The sequence below is a fragment of the Vibrio casei genome, assembly GCF_002218025.2.
GTDB lineage: Bacteria > Pseudomonadota > Gammaproteobacteria > Enterobacterales > Vibrionaceae > Vibrio > Vibrio casei.
The window spans coordinates 243,990-257,319 of record NZ_AP018681.1 but is presented as its reverse complement, the minus strand read 5'-3'; the positions used below and the strand labels follow the sequence as shown (position 1 = coordinate 257,319).

18 protein-coding genes are annotated in these 13,330 nt (G+C 40.3%); 11 read left to right on the top strand and 7 right to left on the bottom strand.

All coding sequences use genetic code 11. The features are described from left to right. Positions 1 to 38 precede the first annotated feature (38 nt). Positions 39 to 878: a DUF6279 family lipoprotein gene (locus VCASEI_RS14085; protein ID WP_089110456.1), complete on the bottom strand. Its 840-nt coding sequence runs from the start codon at positions 876 to 878 to the stop codon at positions 39 to 41. A 106-nt stretch (positions 879 to 984) separates the two neighbouring features. On the opposite strand from VCASEI_RS14085, the gene VCASEI_RS14080 reads away from it, so the two are divergent. The 4 genes from VCASEI_RS14080 (at position 985) to VCASEI_RS14065 (ending at position 3,686) form a co-directional block, all read left to right on the top strand. After that, complete coding sequence (locus tag VCASEI_RS14080) at positions 985 to 1,917, top strand: M14 family metallopeptidase (RefSeq protein WP_089110457.1); 933 nt, start codon at positions 985 to 987, stop codon at positions 1,915 to 1,917. Between the two features lie 52 nt (positions 1,918 to 1,969). Further along, entirely contained in the window at positions 1,970 to 2,485 is a 516-nt protein-coding gene (locus VCASEI_RS14075; RefSeq protein WP_089110458.1) for a DUF2301 domain-containing membrane protein, read from the top strand. Between the two features lie 208 nt (positions 2,486 to 2,693). Beyond that, on the top strand, positions 2,694 to 3,071 hold the full coding sequence (locus VCASEI_RS14070) for a hypothetical protein (protein WP_086962966.1): 378 nt from the start codon (positions 2,694 to 2,696) through the stop codon (positions 3,069 to 3,071). Positions 3,072 to 3,149: 78 nt separating this feature from the next. Then, the gene (locus tag VCASEI_RS14065) at positions 3,150 to 3,686 is read left to right on the top strand and encodes a CueP family metal-binding protein (protein WP_089110459.1); all 537 of its coding nucleotides are present in this window, start codon (positions 3,150 to 3,152) and stop codon (positions 3,684 to 3,686) included. A gap of 96 nt (positions 3,687 to 3,782) precedes the next feature. On the opposite strand, the gene VCASEI_RS14060 is transcribed toward VCASEI_RS14065, so the two are convergent. Further along, complete coding sequence (locus VCASEI_RS14060; protein ID WP_089110460.1) at positions 3,783 to 4,334, bottom strand: TetR/AcrR family transcriptional regulator; 552 nt, start codon at positions 4,332 to 4,334, stop codon at positions 3,783 to 3,785. 104 nt (positions 4,335 to 4,438) lie between these two features. Here VCASEI_RS14060 and VCASEI_RS14055 point away from each other — a divergent pair, with 104 nt between their 5' ends. Further along, the gene (locus VCASEI_RS14055; protein WP_089110461.1) at positions 4,439 to 4,915 is read left to right on the top strand and encodes an HPP family protein; all 477 of its coding nucleotides are present in this window, start codon (positions 4,439 to 4,441) and stop codon (positions 4,913 to 4,915) included. Positions 4,916 to 5,035: 120 nt separating this feature from the next. Here VCASEI_RS14055 and VCASEI_RS14050 read toward each other — a convergent pair whose 3' ends face one another. Beyond that, positions 5,036 to 5,428 carry a carboxymuconolactone decarboxylase family protein gene (locus tag VCASEI_RS14050; RefSeq protein ID WP_089110462.1) on the bottom strand — a complete coding sequence of 131 codons (393 nt, stop codon included), beginning with the start codon at positions 5,426 to 5,428 and terminating at the stop codon, positions 5,036 to 5,038. Positions 5,429 to 5,488: 60 nt separating this feature from the next. Continuing rightward, the gene (locus VCASEI_RS14045) at positions 5,489 to 5,845 is read right to left on the bottom strand and encodes a MerR family transcriptional regulator (RefSeq protein ID WP_086962973.1); all 357 of its coding nucleotides are present in this window, start codon (positions 5,843 to 5,845) and stop codon (positions 5,489 to 5,491) included. A gap of 207 nt (positions 5,846 to 6,052) precedes the next feature. Here VCASEI_RS14045 and VCASEI_RS14040 point away from each other — a divergent pair, with 207 nt between their 5' ends. Beyond that, on the top strand, positions 6,053 to 7,348 hold the full coding sequence (locus VCASEI_RS14040; protein ID WP_089110463.1) for a serine hydrolase domain-containing protein: 1,296 nt from the start codon (positions 6,053 to 6,055) through the stop codon (positions 7,346 to 7,348). A gap of 168 nt (positions 7,349 to 7,516) precedes the next feature. Further along, positions 7,517 to 7,918 carry an MAPEG family protein gene (locus VCASEI_RS14035; RefSeq protein WP_086962978.1) on the top strand — a complete coding sequence of 134 codons (402 nt, stop codon included), beginning with the start codon at positions 7,517 to 7,519 and terminating at the stop codon, positions 7,916 to 7,918. Positions 7,919 to 8,275: 357 nt separating this feature from the next. Here VCASEI_RS14035 and VCASEI_RS14030 read toward each other — a convergent pair whose 3' ends face one another. After that, positions 8,276 to 9,136 (bottom strand): 5'-methylthioadenosine/S-adenosylhomocysteine nucleosidase, encoded by an 861-nt coding sequence (locus tag VCASEI_RS14030; RefSeq protein WP_089110464.1) that lies wholly within the window; start codon positions 9,134 to 9,136, stop codon positions 8,276 to 8,278. Between the two features lie 253 nt (positions 9,137 to 9,389). Here VCASEI_RS14030 and VCASEI_RS14025 point away from each other — a divergent pair, with 253 nt between their 5' ends. The 4 genes from VCASEI_RS14025 (at position 9,390) to VCASEI_RS14010 (ending at position 11,271) form a co-directional block, all read left to right on the top strand. Further along, a complete protein-coding gene (locus VCASEI_RS14025; protein WP_086962984.1) occupies positions 9,390 to 9,923 on the top strand; it encodes a YaeQ family protein in 534 nt (177 codons plus the stop codon). A gap of 133 nt (positions 9,924 to 10,056) precedes the next feature. Next, entirely contained in the window at positions 10,057 to 10,395 is a 339-nt protein-coding gene (locus tag VCASEI_RS14020) for a hypothetical protein (protein ID WP_086962986.1), read from the top strand. 35 nt (positions 10,396 to 10,430) lie between these two features. Continuing rightward, positions 10,431 to 10,688, top strand: a complete 258-nt coding sequence (locus tag VCASEI_RS14015; protein ID WP_086962988.1) for a glutathione S-transferase N-terminal domain-containing protein — start codon at positions 10,431 to 10,433, stop codon at positions 10,686 to 10,688. Positions 10,689 to 10,905: 217 nt separating this feature from the next. Beyond that, entirely contained in the window at positions 10,906 to 11,271 is a 366-nt protein-coding gene (locus tag VCASEI_RS14010; RefSeq protein ID WP_086962990.1) for a glutathione S-transferase N-terminal domain-containing protein, read from the top strand. 97 nt (positions 11,272 to 11,368) lie between these two features. Here VCASEI_RS14010 and VCASEI_RS14005 read toward each other — a convergent pair whose 3' ends face one another. After that, on the bottom strand, positions 11,369 to 12,247 hold the full coding sequence (locus VCASEI_RS14005) for a hypothetical protein (protein ID WP_086962992.1): 879 nt from the start codon (positions 12,245 to 12,247) through the stop codon (positions 11,369 to 11,371). A 142-nt stretch (positions 12,248 to 12,389) separates the two neighbouring features. After that, entirely contained in the window at positions 12,390 to 13,322 is a 933-nt protein-coding gene (locus VCASEI_RS14000; RefSeq protein ID WP_086962994.1) for a DUF808 domain-containing protein, read from the bottom strand. Between the last annotated feature and the right edge of the window lie 8 nt (positions 13,323 to 13,330).

The following is a 13,330-nucleotide window of genomic DNA, read 5'->3' as shown; positions in this document are numbered from 1 at the left end:
ACCTGCAATTTAGCTCTTACTTGATTTATACCTTACGACTAGTTGTCTGAAACCAAATCACTAAACGTTTCACGCCAATCACGTAATTTTTCATGATAGTGTTCAAGTTGCTTCTCGGACATCGCTTGAATGACTTGGCTAACCATTTGGAAGGTAACTTGTCTGTTACGCTGCACTTTTTCGGTAAATTCTGCACTATAGAGTTGCTCTGGGTTAAGCATCGTATTCAAGAACTTTTGCTTAAATTCAGGGGAAGGATTACGTTGCAAGAATAAAACCTGTAATTCGGATTTATTGGTTTGTTGTTGCCAAAACCAGTCTTTCGCCATATTCGGACGTTCGAGGCTCCACTGAAGTACCCATTGCTTTTGCTGTTCCGATAAATCCCCCAGCCAAGTCTCTAAGGCTTCGGTCATTCGCTCGGCTGATTTTTCACGCATTTCAGATTCTGATAGGTCTTTATAGTCGGAAAATTCATCACGATACTTTTCATCTAACGAGGCAAACAATTCATCGGCCTGCTCTTGATCGAGCGTCATAAATAGCTCATACATCTCCGGCACTACTTTTTGGGCGACATCCGCGGAAAAGTCTTTTAAACGAAAGAACTCCGCCTCAACTTGCTGTGGGCCGATTTCTTTTGGCTGCAAAGTGAGCAGTCTATCAATATGTTCGATGTATTTAGGCAGTTCTTGCTCTCGATGCCACTGGCGAACGTCAATCACTGATTGCTTTAACATGCTTTCTTGCGCATCATTAAGCGGTAAGTAGCGATCGACATACTGGGTAACTAGCCAATCTAATCGATTGTAAAAAAACTGAGTTGAGCAGCCTGTTAGCACAAGAAAAGTCACTACAATAATCAAACGCTTAAACATATTTTGCCTATAAACAATGAAGGTCACTTGATTAGTGTATACCCTCAATTCAGTAAGATGCAGTTTTACCTAGATATTTAAAGCAAATTTAACCAAAGGACATATCATGAACGCGACCAATGCATTTCCAATTGGCACTCCTGGCCAACCGTGGGACGACGTAGAAAAACGTCAATGGCTTGAACAAACCACGATCAAGCGTTCTTATTCAGAAGAAGTCGTGCCCAAGATACAGGCTCTAAGTAGTGATTTTGAAGTGGCTCAATACGGTCAATTGCAATACGACAATAACCCAGTCGGTGAATCTCGCTATCCTCTTTTTGTTTTGAAATCGAAAACTTGGAATGATGCCAAACCAACGATTTTAATTACCGGTGGTGTACACGGTTATGAAACCAGTGGTGTACATGGCGCGTTGTTGTTTGCTCAAACCGAAGCGGCGCGTTATCAAGATAAATTCAACATTGTGATTGCGCCATGTGTCAGCCCTTGGGGTTATGAAACGATTAACCGCTGGAACCCAGATGCGCTTGATCCAAACCGTAACTTTGTGGCCAATAGCCCGGCGCAAGAATCTGCTGCGGTTATGAAAATAGTCGCCGATCTTGGCGTATCAATTTTGGCGCATATTGATCTACATGAAACTACCGATACCGATGAATTAGAATTCCGCCCTGCACTGGCGGCGCGTGATGGTATTGAATACGTAAAAGGCTCAATTCCAGATGGTTTCTACACGGTAGGTGATACTGAAAAGCAAGATGATGAATTACAAAAAGCCATCATTGATTCAGTACGTAAAGTGACGCACATTGCGCCGGCAGATGAGAACAATCAGATCATCGGTTCAGATGTTACTCAAGATGGCGTGATTAACTACCCGCTTGTCACTTTAGGGTTATGCGCCGGTTTCACTGACTGCCAATATTGCACGACCACAGAAGTGTATCCAGACAGCCCGAAAGTCACTGATGATGAATGTAACCGCGCTCAAGTAGCGGCGATTACCGGCGCTTTAGACTACATACTGGTGCGCTGATCGACATTCAAAGCCTATAATTAACTAAGTAATATTTAATAGGAAACCGGCTATGGCTGACATTCATTTTGAAGAAAAACTCGACCGCATCGACTACGCTACCGTGGCGGTGTATCGCTCGTGCTTTTTATTGTCAGCCATTGCGATTGCTTTGTTAGGATTCGGGCTTGAACAATATGGCGTACCACTACTAATTGTTAGTGCATTAATTGCCAGTGCTTGTGTGCATCTTTATGACAAAACCATCCGCTGGTTTATCCAAAGTAGCGCCTTATTTGCAGTTTGTTTATTAATTGCGAATTTGTTTACTCCGATTGCGGTTGGAGCAAGCCTAGCCGTGTGGTGCGGCCTTTCTATCAAAGAGTACTACTGCTTCCGCATTAGATTGATTCGAATTACGCCACTGATATTAATTCTGTTTTGGGTTTGCTTTGCTCTGCCAATTTGGTTGCCGGTTTTTTATCTCGCTGCTGGCCTATCTGCTGTGTTGCTATTTACCATTGGCATTGCCAAACTTAGACAGCCGTTTCACTATGATATTGGCGATAAAAGTAAGTTTCAGATCTAGCCTTTCCATGTTTAGTCCGTCTAAATAATTGGGGCGGATGAATAGCTGTAATTTCAAATACAAAGGGTATTGACCTTCCCCTAGTGGGAAGCTTTATACTCGCCACTTACTCATTGAAACTGTAGCGAGTCGCCTGTTCACGATGTTTTTCACTAGGTTTTGTTTAGCTCGGCTTCACTCTAAACTTCAACATTCGGTTATATTGTTGATGACTTTGATCGCCATTGTGCTTTCAAGTGTGAGTGTTGCCACGCCAATTTCTGCTATTCAAATGACTATGCCTCAAGCAACCGATCAAAGCATGACACACGACACAGCGGTTGAACCAGATTCTCAGCACCATGCGTCACCTTGTGCCAGCTTATCTAAAACTGGCCTAGTCGCTGATTTCCCATGTTCAGATTTTGCCAAACATAGCGATGATCACTGCGCCTCTTGCGCGCCAATTTATGCCACTTTACCTACGGCGTTGGATATGGAAAGTAATCCATCGGCAGAGTCAGAATACAATGATCATACCGAATCTATCCCCTCTTTAACGCTACCTAATTTGTCACGTCCTCCCATTCAATCTGTTTGGTTTTAATTCAATACATCAATACGATTAAAAAACTTAACTTTTGAATATATACACGACCAATATTGGAAGTGTTAGGAGAATACAATGAATCTACGTTTAACGATAACAACACTACTCACTGGCGCATTCGCCGCGGCTTTATCTTTTTCAACGTTAGCCAATGAAGCTGATAAATTTGAAGGATTAACCGCGCCACAAGCGTTAGAAAAAGCGCACGACTATCACGGTAAAGGCACTGCATCGATCCAAGTCATGCCGGATGTGATCGTGGCGAAATTTGATGACAACAGCCAAATTCAGATCCCAACTAAAGATCAGCATCTATTGTCTATTGCCCCTTATGAAAACCAAACCCACCCATGCGGCTACCACGTACCAACGGGCTGCCAAGGTGAAATGGTCGAAAAAACCATGATGGTTAAAGTGGTCGATTTGGATAATAAAAAGGTGTTGAAATACGGCCAAGTCACCACACAAAAAGACGGCTTCATTGATTTATGGATGCCAAAAGATCGCAAGAACCTAGAAGTGACCTTTACTTATAACGGTAAAACCAGTACCGAAGTACTAAGCACTGCCGATAAAACAAGAACCTGCATTACCACAATGCAGCTGATCTAAACTTGCCACTACTCTAGGCTTAGAGTTACTTAAAAGCTGAATACATAAAACCCACAGATTTAGGTCTGTGGGTTTTGTTTGTTCATCCTTTTTGATTCACTCAACCATTTTTGCATTTAATATCTTGATGCATTGATCGGTAACATCATAATCACCACTCATATATGCGGTGGTGATTGCACCTTCTTTCATAATACAGAGCGCATCAAGAAATAGAGAGTCCTCCTTATTCATTTTCTGTCCAATAAGGTTTTTTACCTCTTGCTTATGCTTATGGCAATAAAGCGAAATATCACTATTTTGATCACTGAATTCAGCAGAACTATTAATAAAAAAACAACCTCTAAAAGAGCCTAAAGTAGGTTCTGAACCTATAAACCAAGAATTGAGTGCATGAAATAGCTTTTCAACCAAATCGTGATTATTACTTATTCCATCAAGCTTGCTTGCAAGCCAAGCGGTGAAAATTTCATGTCGATGCTCAAGCGCAGCTAGAATCAAAGCTTCTTTGCTATCAAAGTGGCTATATAACGTTTTCTTCGCCACTCCGGATACTTTTAGCACTTCATTTATCCCCACCGAATTAATGCCATTTTGATAAAAAAGAGCCAGTGCTGTCTCAATAAGTAATTGACGTTTTTCGTTCATAAATTTTCCTAATTCATTTGACTTGACAAGAGTAGACCAAGTTGTCTACATTGGCAATAGGTAGACAGATTGGTCTACCTTGAAAATCTAACTTGGAGAACTTTATGAATAGAATAATGACCGCTATATTTGCAGGATTTGGAGCTACTGTGGCAATTGGTATTCTTTCACTTCTTGATTCCACCTTAAAAGAAACCATCATGCTAATGGCTCCCTTCGGAGCGACCGCTGTTCTAGTATTCGGTTTACCTGATAGCCCATTAGCACAACCTAAAAATGTAATATTAGGTCACTTAGTTACGGCCATAATAGGAGTAGCATTTGTACAACTGATTGGTGTGACACCAATTACTCTAGCGATTGCAACAGGGCTTGGCGTCAGCGCTATGCTAATCACTAAAACAACACACCCACCAGCAGGTGCTAATCCATTGCTTATCATGTTATCAGGACAAAGTTGGGGATTTTTGGTCACGCCCGTTTTACTTGGGGCTATCATTATTGTCTTAATGGGTAGGGCAATGCAAAAAGGTCACAAAGTATGGTCATTCCGAAACACCGCCGTACAATTAAATAAATAATGTAATGGTTTTTACTACGTAATGACGATTATCTACCTTAATTTCTTACGCTTGGCTTTGATTAAGCTTTCAAATACCAAGCGATAAGATTCTAAGAGATAGGGGTAACAAGAGACAGATTTAGGTCTGTGGGTTTTGTTTGTTTCTGGTGGCTAACACTTCTTTAAATGCAAACATGCCATTCAGTGCCGCTGGGAACCCTGCATAACCAGACATTTGAATGATTACTTCTTTTATTTCATCTTCACTGCATCCAACATTCAATGCTGCATGTAGGTGAACTTTGAGTTGAGGGGCGCAATTTCCCAAAGCAGTGAGAGCCGCAACAGTAGCAATTTCTCGGGATTTTAAATCAAGACCTGGGCGTGCATAAATGTCACCAAAAGGATATTCAATGGTGTACTTAGCAAGATCTGGGCAAATATCTTGCAAGCTTTCGATAACGTTATGTCCTGCATCGCCATCTATTTCAGACAGGAGTTGTAACCCAATTTCAAAGCGTGATTTTTGCATGGTTTATGTACCTATTTAGTTAAGAAGAAGCACACCATACAAGTTAGAGTTCACTCTAAGTCAACTCACTTTTCCATTTTTATATAGGTCAATTTTTTCTTCTAAAGCCGCCATGTGTTTTTGTTGTTCATCAATATGTTTTTTTAAGTTTTGTTGATGCTGTTCCAATAAGTGTTGTCGTTCCAATAGCGACCCCGCCCCCAGCTCTCTTAACTTTGCATACTGTAAGATTTCATCTAAAGGCATCGCGGTATCTTTTAATCGCTTCACAAAGCCAATCCAGATTAAATCTTTATTGGTATATTCACGATGACCACTACTATTTCGATGAATATTCTTAAGCAAACCGATTTTTTCATAATATCGAAGAGTATGAGAAGACAAGCCTACTAAGCCAGAAAACGCTTTCATATTCATATTTCAGTCCTAAGTTTCAATTATAATTACCCATCAATGTATCGGCCCGACAGAATAAATAAATTCATGCCGTATTCTCTGATTTGTGAGTCACCAAACTTTAATTGTTAATCTTATCAATTAATATTGCGCGAATTTTATACTCACCAAATGATAACGGTATTGGTGCCTAATTGGTTACTTTAATCTAAATTAACAGGAACTAACATGAAGAGAAGCTTACTTTTTACCGTATTGATGAGTCTTTCAATACCTTCTTTTGCAGCAGATTCAGATAAACTCGATCCGGTAAAAAGTGATCCTGCGTTACAAGGCTGGATGCAAGGTCAACCGCCACCAGCCGATAAAATTATCCGTAAACAAGATGGGAGCTTTTACCACTTCCCTCAATTACGTTGGTCTTTTGCACACTGGAGTGAGCTTCAACCGACTAGCGTAATTTGGCAAGGAAACTCTGCACCTTCTAAGTTGACAGTTAAAGTTGATCCTCAAATTAAGCAACTCTCATTCAAAACAATGGATGGACAATCCTCCCTAACCGTCGAGAAAGCCTTAGTTAATACTTATACCGATTCCATATTAGTGATGCACAAAGGCAATGTGGTATTTGAGCAATATTATGGTGTGATGACGCCTCAAACTCGCCATATTGCTTGGTCGGTCACCAAATCAGTATTCGGTCTTTTAGCGGCAACATTAATTCAAGAAGGAAAGCTCGCCCCTAATGCCAAGGTGACTCAATATATACCAGAACTTAAAGGCTCAGGGTTTGCAGATGCCACGGTTCAACAAGTATTGGATATGCAAACTGGGGTCAAATTTTCAGAAAACTACGCCGATCCTAAAGCAGAAATCTGGGATTATGTTCAAGCGGGTGGCTTATTCCCACAACCCCAAAATTACCAAGGACCACAAGGTTTTTACAATTACGCCAAAACCGTTACTAGCGCACAAAAGCCTGGCAATGTTTTTAACTATCAAACCGTCAATGCTGATGTCGCTGGTTGGCTCATTCGACGTGTGACGAATCAGTCGGTAAGTAAAGTGCTATCTGAGCGTGTTTGGCAAAAGCTTGGCGTTGAGCGAGATGCTTATATTTCTCTTGATTCAGAAGGCAATGAATTTGCTGGCGGCGGTTTGAATCTCACCACTCGCGATATGGCTCGTTTTGGAGAAATGATCCGTTTAGATGGTCAATATAATGGACAAACTATTATTCCTAAAGCCGCCATTGATGATATCAAACAAGGTGGTGATAAAGCCTTATTTGCCAAGGCTGGCTACCAAACCTTACCCGGTTGGAGTTATCGAGATCTTTGGTGGGTTTCTCATGATGATCACGGCGTCTTTGCAGCGCGAGGCGTACATGGCCAAACCATCTATATCGATCCAAAAGCAGAAACCGTTATTGTTCGTTTTGCCTCTCAACCTGTCGCGGCCAATAGCAAATCTGACCCAGTGTTGTTGCCGATGTATCGTGCTATCACCAACTACTTAATGTAATAACATTTTCCTTCTCTACCATTTTTGGTTCAGTGATAGAGAAGGGATAAATAAATATATTTATTTCCAATAAGTGAACCAAAACTCCATACACTACGTACTGATTAAGTTGTTCTAAACTCTTTTATCCTAACCTGAAGATAGATAAAAACTCACAAGGAAATATTTATGCTTTATCCAATGGCGGCAATGGTGTTGCTGATTTTTATTGTTGGCTGTGTCACGCTTAAAGTTCGTATTAATAGTGTCAAAAGCAAACAAATTAGTCTGAAGTATTTTCAACTGATGCAGGGTGATAACCTACCTGACATGGTCGTCAAAACCAATCGTCACTTGGCTAATCTTTTTGAGATCCCAGTACTGTTTTATGTGGTGTGTACCTTATACGTCAGCCTACATATCGACAGCATCTTTGGCTTAGTGGTGGCTTGGTTATTTGTACTATTCCGTTACTTGCACAGCTATATTCATCTCGGTTCTAACAACGTGAGACACCGCGCCTTAGCTTTTTGGGGCTCGTTTTTGTGTGTACTCGTCCTTTGGATCAACTTACTGATCATCGCTAGTTAATACTCGTTCCAACAAAAATGAAAAAGCCTTGAGACACAATAATCTCAAGGCTTTTAACTGTATACCCAAGTGACTTCAAGGTGCAGAATTCAGAGCTATCATCCAAGCCTTTAGGCAAGGAGGATTGGCGAAGGAATGTGGGCACCTTTCAAACCAATCTGACGCGGCATAAAGGTTTGAATGAAGCTCCCGAAGGGCAAGTTAAAACAAGCTTTATGCTGCGTTAAATTGAACAGAGATAGAATAACTATGCTCATATTCAATTTGCCTTGCCTAAAGCTTGTTTTATTCTTGCTGAAACTCGCACCTTTAAGTTACTTGGGTATATAACCTCTTCGGAGGTTAAGTGTTTGTCTTCTATTTTTGCAGTGTCTCGATGTATTTCACCATGACATCTTTTACAAACGCTTGGCATTCTGTTGCGGTATTCGGATCGTAATGACCACCATTGGTGATGTTGTTCGACAAAATGCGAATCGATAAGAATGGTACTTTATAAGCCTCGGCAATTTGTGCCACTGATGCGCCTTCCATCTCTTCTACACTAGTGCCGAAGTTTTCATGGAACCATGTAATACGGTCAAGTTCGCTATTCCAGAAGTTCGCAGAACCAACCGTGCCTTCTACCACTTTACCGTTCTGGTATTTGACTTGTTTAGCAATGGCGAGTAGTTCAGGGCTACCTTCATAGTAACGGATTTTGTTAGCATCGTCTGAACCCGCACTACCTGAAGAGGCCATGATATCCATTGGGATCCATGTTAGCGAATTCGAGCCTTCAGTGGCTTTTTTACTTGGTGTTTTTAGGTTGCCGATATTTACCACACGCTTACCTAGCACAATATCGCCGACGGCTAATTTTGGATCGTGTCCGCCAGAAGTACCTTGGTTGATAATCGCCAACGGCTTATAGCGCTCAATCGCAATCGCGGTCGCCGCTGCTGTGTTCTCTAAGCCTTTACCGGTTTGGCTTACAATCACTGGGTAGCCATTTAAGGTGCCTTTATAAAAAACAAATGAGCCAGTTTTTTCAATTGAAACGTCTTTTAAAAGTGCCGCAAAGTGTTGCGCTTCAATTGGCATTGGCCCTTGAATAATAATCGGCTGTAAAGGTACCTGATGACTATTAACCGTAACACTCTTCATTGCAGATGCTTGAGTAACCACACTAAAAGCCAAAGCAAATACCGAGACAAATATCACTTTATACCATTTCATAAAAAACCTTACTTAAAGATAAAAAATCCTCAGTATTGTACGGAAAAAGCAAACGGTTGCATATCATTGTGCAGCCGCTCTCAAAAGTAAGGCTATGGACAAAAATATAAACCATGAAATAATACAAGCCGTCATTAAAAACCATGTAAAGTACAAATTACGAAATAACAAATACCCTAACGCCAATAAAAACATCCCTGCATATAAAAGAATCACGTACAATGGCAACACTTTCCATCACAATAGAATTCTCATGGCTTTAAAACCAACCATTTATAAATTTCGTATCGCGCTAACCGATATGAATCAAGATTATTACGATTCATTAAATCTTACTATCGCCCAACATCCTTCTGAAAGTGAAGATCGCATGATGGCTCGTGTCCTTGCTTTTTGCTTGAATGCACAGCCTGGTTTGCAATTTACTAAGGGGCTTTCAAGCATTGAAGAACCGGACATTTGGTTAAAATCTCTCGATGATCAGATTCAAGTTTGGATTGAAGCCGGTGAACCGGATCCTGAGCGTATCAAAAAAGCGACTCGACTCGCAAAACAAGTCAAGGTTTACAGCTTTAACACAAAATCCGATGTTTGGTGGAAACAAAATCAGACTAAATTTTCCCAACTGAAAGCAGAAGTCGTACGCTTTGATAATGTCGGAATTCAAGATTTCAGCAAGATGATCGCTCGAACGCTCGATATTGGAGTTATGCTGTCCGGAAATAGCGCATACATCAGCGCCGATAACAGCCAATGTGAAATAAGCTGGGAAACATTACAAGAATAACTCCCTACTAAAGAGATTCTATGTGAATTGTATTGGTCAATTCTAAATGGTGACTGACAAATATGGTATATCCACCATTGTTTGTTATGATGACAAACATTATTCAAATTCACCCTGAATGTAAGGAAGACGGATGCTTCGCTTTATCACACTTTTTTCAACGCTCTTATTTGCAATGTCAGCAAGTGCTGCACCCAAAACCTTATCAGATCCTGATGTCACTCGATATTTTGTATGCAGTTACTTGCATAAAGAAGATAGTTATAAAATTGGTTCCTATTTAACTAAAAATTATGAAATGCAGTGGTATACCTACAGTGATAAGTTCAAAGTATTGGTGAATGACAAATTATCTGAAATTGCACGTGACCAAAATATTTCAAAGTTCAAATCCGAAGATCAACTTTCTGAAAAATATAAATGTAACAGTGCTTATATTGATCTGCTCGGTTTAAGTAACATTAAAATTTAAATCGTTAGTATTCATCTTACTCAAAGGAGAGCCACATGGCCGATGCTAAAACCCAAGGATTAGCGCTTTATCATTTCGAAACTTGCCCATACTGCCAAAAAGTACGTCGTGCTATGGCAGAACTGAGTCTGGATATTGAACTACGAGAAACACGCCAAAACCCAGAATTTCGTGAGGAACAACTTGCCGGCGGTGGTAAAGGCCAAGTACCTTGTTTACGTATTGAAAAACAAGGTGAGGTGACTTGGATGTATGAATCGGATGCCATCATCGATTATTTGAAAGCGTTGTAATTTCTAGCTTGAATCCTTTCAAAGGCTGAATTGTTCAGCCTTTTTATTTTCAAATTTCTGTCTAAATCACAACTCCTATAACATTCTTCATTTTAAGCACTACACCTACTGTAAACATTGCTTTATCATTCATCTTATACTCAAGTCTCACCAAAAGGTATCATTTAATAACGCTTTTTTACTCACTGAGATTCTGTCAATTAATACAAGGATTACCATGGCTATCATTCGCTGGGTCTTAGGACGCATTATCTTACTTTTAAACTTTATTTTTTCACCATCAGGTACCAAACGCTCTGCGGAAGAGCAACAAAAACTTGACGAAAAAACTCAAAATTTGGCGTTATATCAATTTGAAGCCTGCCCTTTTTGTGTCAAAGTTCGTCGTTCAATCAAACGAAATAGCCTTAATATCCAATTAAAAGATGCCAAAAATAATCCAGCCAATCGCCAACAATTATTAGAAGGTGGCGGCGCAGTAAAAGTCCCTTGCTTACGCATTGAAAACCAAGGTGAGGTAACGTGGATGTATGAGTCTAACGACATTATTCAATATTTAGAGCAAGATATCATCAACGCGTAATAACACCAGTCCTCCCCCATAAACCAAATGACTTTTTCTTAAATATCTGTGCCTTACATTCTTTATGTGACACTATTTTATGTTGGAGTCGTTTGGTCTAAATCACTCTTTTCTCACGGTCTGCTTCCGCTTCTTTTTCATCGTCAATTGGAAACCATTCCGATGAACTTTGACCATTACAATGCGTCACCTTCGCTAAATTAAAACTGGGAACTTCCATTAAATACAGCGCTTCTCCATAGTGTTTTAATCCGACATGGCAAAAGCGCTTAATGGTTTTATTCATAGGCGTATCGGGCCTTTGATCAACATCATTCATACTCGTAAAACTGAGCACAAGAACTGGGATGTCTTGAAACCAATCCATTGCACATGTGAATACTTTAAACGGCGCCGTTTCATTGTTCGTGCACGCTAAAGTAAATTGAACGAAAGGAGACAATTGTTCCTCTTTCAGACTCTCCCACCTTCCCCATTGTTTATCACGGCAAGAATAATGGCGTTGAATTTGCGTATCATAAAGTACAGCGATCACCGAACCCTTTTGCTGGTATCTATTCACGATGTAACAATATGGCGCAATCAAATTCGGTGACAACACCGCCATATAGTAATGAGAATTATCAAAGTGACCAAAATACAAGACAAGCTCAGAATGCTTACCTTGATGACTAAAATGGCAGTTAACCGGCAAGGTTATTTCGTCATTAATCATCTGACAGTGACGATCAACTGACTCTATTGTAGCAATCTCTGGCGTACGAGGAACAAGGCCTTTTTGAAACGAAGATGTTGTCTGTAACTCAACAGACTGAGAATTTAACTGATTAGAAGTACGTATTTCCGTTGGCGAGTCGTACTTTGATGGTGAAGAAAGCGGTAACGTCGTTTGACTACATCCGAAAAGAGGCAATAGCCAAACTAACCACAATATTAATAAGCTTTTCATGTCGACAAACAAGGAAGTCTGTTTCATGACGGCCTCCTATCCAAATGAAGAGCAACATGCTAAGCATAGCCCTCCATTTTGATATTTTCCGTTTACACTCATAATAATGCCTTACTTTGTTGCCTCATCATCCATACCAATGACAAGATAGAACCTGACATTTAAAGCATTAACGACGAAAAACCCTCTGTTTGACTAAGCCAAAGAGAGTAAAAATGCCGACTAATATTGCTCCAGCCAATAGACCAAGCACACCAGTTAACAAATAAGGAAAAACACTTCCTAATATAGGTTGAGCCGAAAGAGGTGAAAATAATGCCTCCGTAAAATGATGCACAGCAGGAATACTATGTTCAATAATACCGCCGCCGACTAAAAACATCGCCACCGTTCCGACAACGGTTAGCAATTTCATTAACTTTGGCGCAGTTGAAACTAAGCTATTGCCTAAAAAGTTAAGCGCACCTTTACCTTCACTTTTTCGTTGAAAGTAAAACCCTAGATCATCCAGTTTCACGATCCCTGCCACCAAACCGTAAACCCCACAAGTCATAATAAAGGCAATCAAACTCACCACCACAATTTGTGTTAACTGCGGATGCCCCTGAACAATACCTAACGTTATCACTATAATTTCGAGAGAAAGAATAAAGTCGGTTCGTATTGCGCCTTTCACTTTCTTTTTCTCAAAGGCTATTAAATCTTCCGGCATGCCTTCGAGGATTTCAGAATCATGGGTAGATTCATTTTTTTCCTGATTATGATGCGGTAAATATTTTTCGAGTACTTTTTCAGCACCTTCGTAACATAAATATAATCCCCCCACTAATAAAACAGGCATGATCAACCAAGGCGCGAAAGCACTCACCAGTAAAGCGGCAGGCACCAGTATCAATTTATTTCGAAATGAGCCTTTAGCCACTGACCAAACAACTGGGATTTCACGCTCAGCACGGATACCTGTGACCTGTTGGGCATTTAAGGCTAAATCATCCCCTAAGACACCTGCCGTTTTTTTTGCTGCCACTTTAGACATCAAGGCAACATCATCTAAAACGGAAGCGATATCATCTAACAATGTTAATAAACTTAAACCTGCCATATTTAATC

Bases quoted from the DNA above. Each gene is read 5' to 3' on its own strand.
- VCASEI_RS14085 (WP_089110456.1), bottom strand. From the start codon at position 878: ATGTTTAAGCGTTTGATTATTGTAGTGACTTTTCTTGTGCTAACAGGC.
- VCASEI_RS14080 (WP_089110457.1), top strand. From the start codon at position 985: ATGAACGCGACCAATGCATTTCCAATTGGCACTCCTGGCCAACCGTGG.
- VCASEI_RS14075 (WP_089110458.1), top strand. From the start codon at position 1,970: ATGGCTGACATTCATTTTGAAGAAAAACTCGACCGCATCGACTACGCT.
- VCASEI_RS14070 (WP_086962966.1), top strand. From the start codon at position 2,694: ATGACTTTGATCGCCATTGTGCTTTCAAGTGTGAGTGTTGCCACGCCA.
- VCASEI_RS14065 (WP_089110459.1), top strand. From the start codon at position 3,150: ATGAATCTACGTTTAACGATAACAACACTACTCACTGGCGCATTCGCC.
- VCASEI_RS14060 (WP_089110460.1), bottom strand. From the start codon at position 4,334: ATGAACGAAAAACGTCAATTACTTATTGAGACAGCACTGGCTCTTTTT.
- VCASEI_RS14055 (WP_089110461.1), top strand. From the start codon at position 4,439: ATGAATAGAATAATGACCGCTATATTTGCAGGATTTGGAGCTACTGTG.
- VCASEI_RS14050 (WP_089110462.1), bottom strand. From the start codon at position 5,428: ATGCAAAAATCACGCTTTGAAATTGGGTTACAACTCCTGTCTGAAATA.
- VCASEI_RS14045 (WP_086962973.1), bottom strand. From the start codon at position 5,845: ATGAATATGAAAGCGTTTTCTGGCTTAGTAGGCTTGTCTTCTCATACT.
- VCASEI_RS14040 (WP_089110463.1), top strand. From the start codon at position 6,053: ATGAAGAGAAGCTTACTTTTTACCGTATTGATGAGTCTTTCAATACCT.
- VCASEI_RS14035 (WP_086962978.1), top strand. From the start codon at position 7,517: ATGCTTTATCCAATGGCGGCAATGGTGTTGCTGATTTTTATTGTTGGC.
- VCASEI_RS14030 (WP_089110464.1), bottom strand. From the start codon at position 9,136: ATGAAATGGTATAAAGTGATATTTGTCTCGGTATTTGCTTTGGCTTTT.
- VCASEI_RS14025 (WP_086962984.1), top strand. From the start codon at position 9,390: ATGGCTTTAAAACCAACCATTTATAAATTTCGTATCGCGCTAACCGAT.
- VCASEI_RS14020 (WP_086962986.1), top strand. From the start codon at position 10,057: ATGCTTCGCTTTATCACACTTTTTTCAACGCTCTTATTTGCAATGTCA.
- VCASEI_RS14015 (WP_086962988.1), top strand. From the start codon at position 10,431: ATGGCCGATGCTAAAACCCAAGGATTAGCGCTTTATCATTTCGAAACT.
- VCASEI_RS14010 (WP_086962990.1), top strand. From the start codon at position 10,906: ATGGCTATCATTCGCTGGGTCTTAGGACGCATTATCTTACTTTTAAAC.
- VCASEI_RS14005 (WP_086962992.1), bottom strand. From the start codon at position 12,247: ATGAAACAGACTTCCTTGTTTGTCGACATGAAAAGCTTATTAATATTG.
- VCASEI_RS14000 (WP_086962994.1), bottom strand. From the start codon at position 13,322: ATGGCAGGTTTAAGTTTATTAACATTGTTAGATGATATCGCTTCCGTT.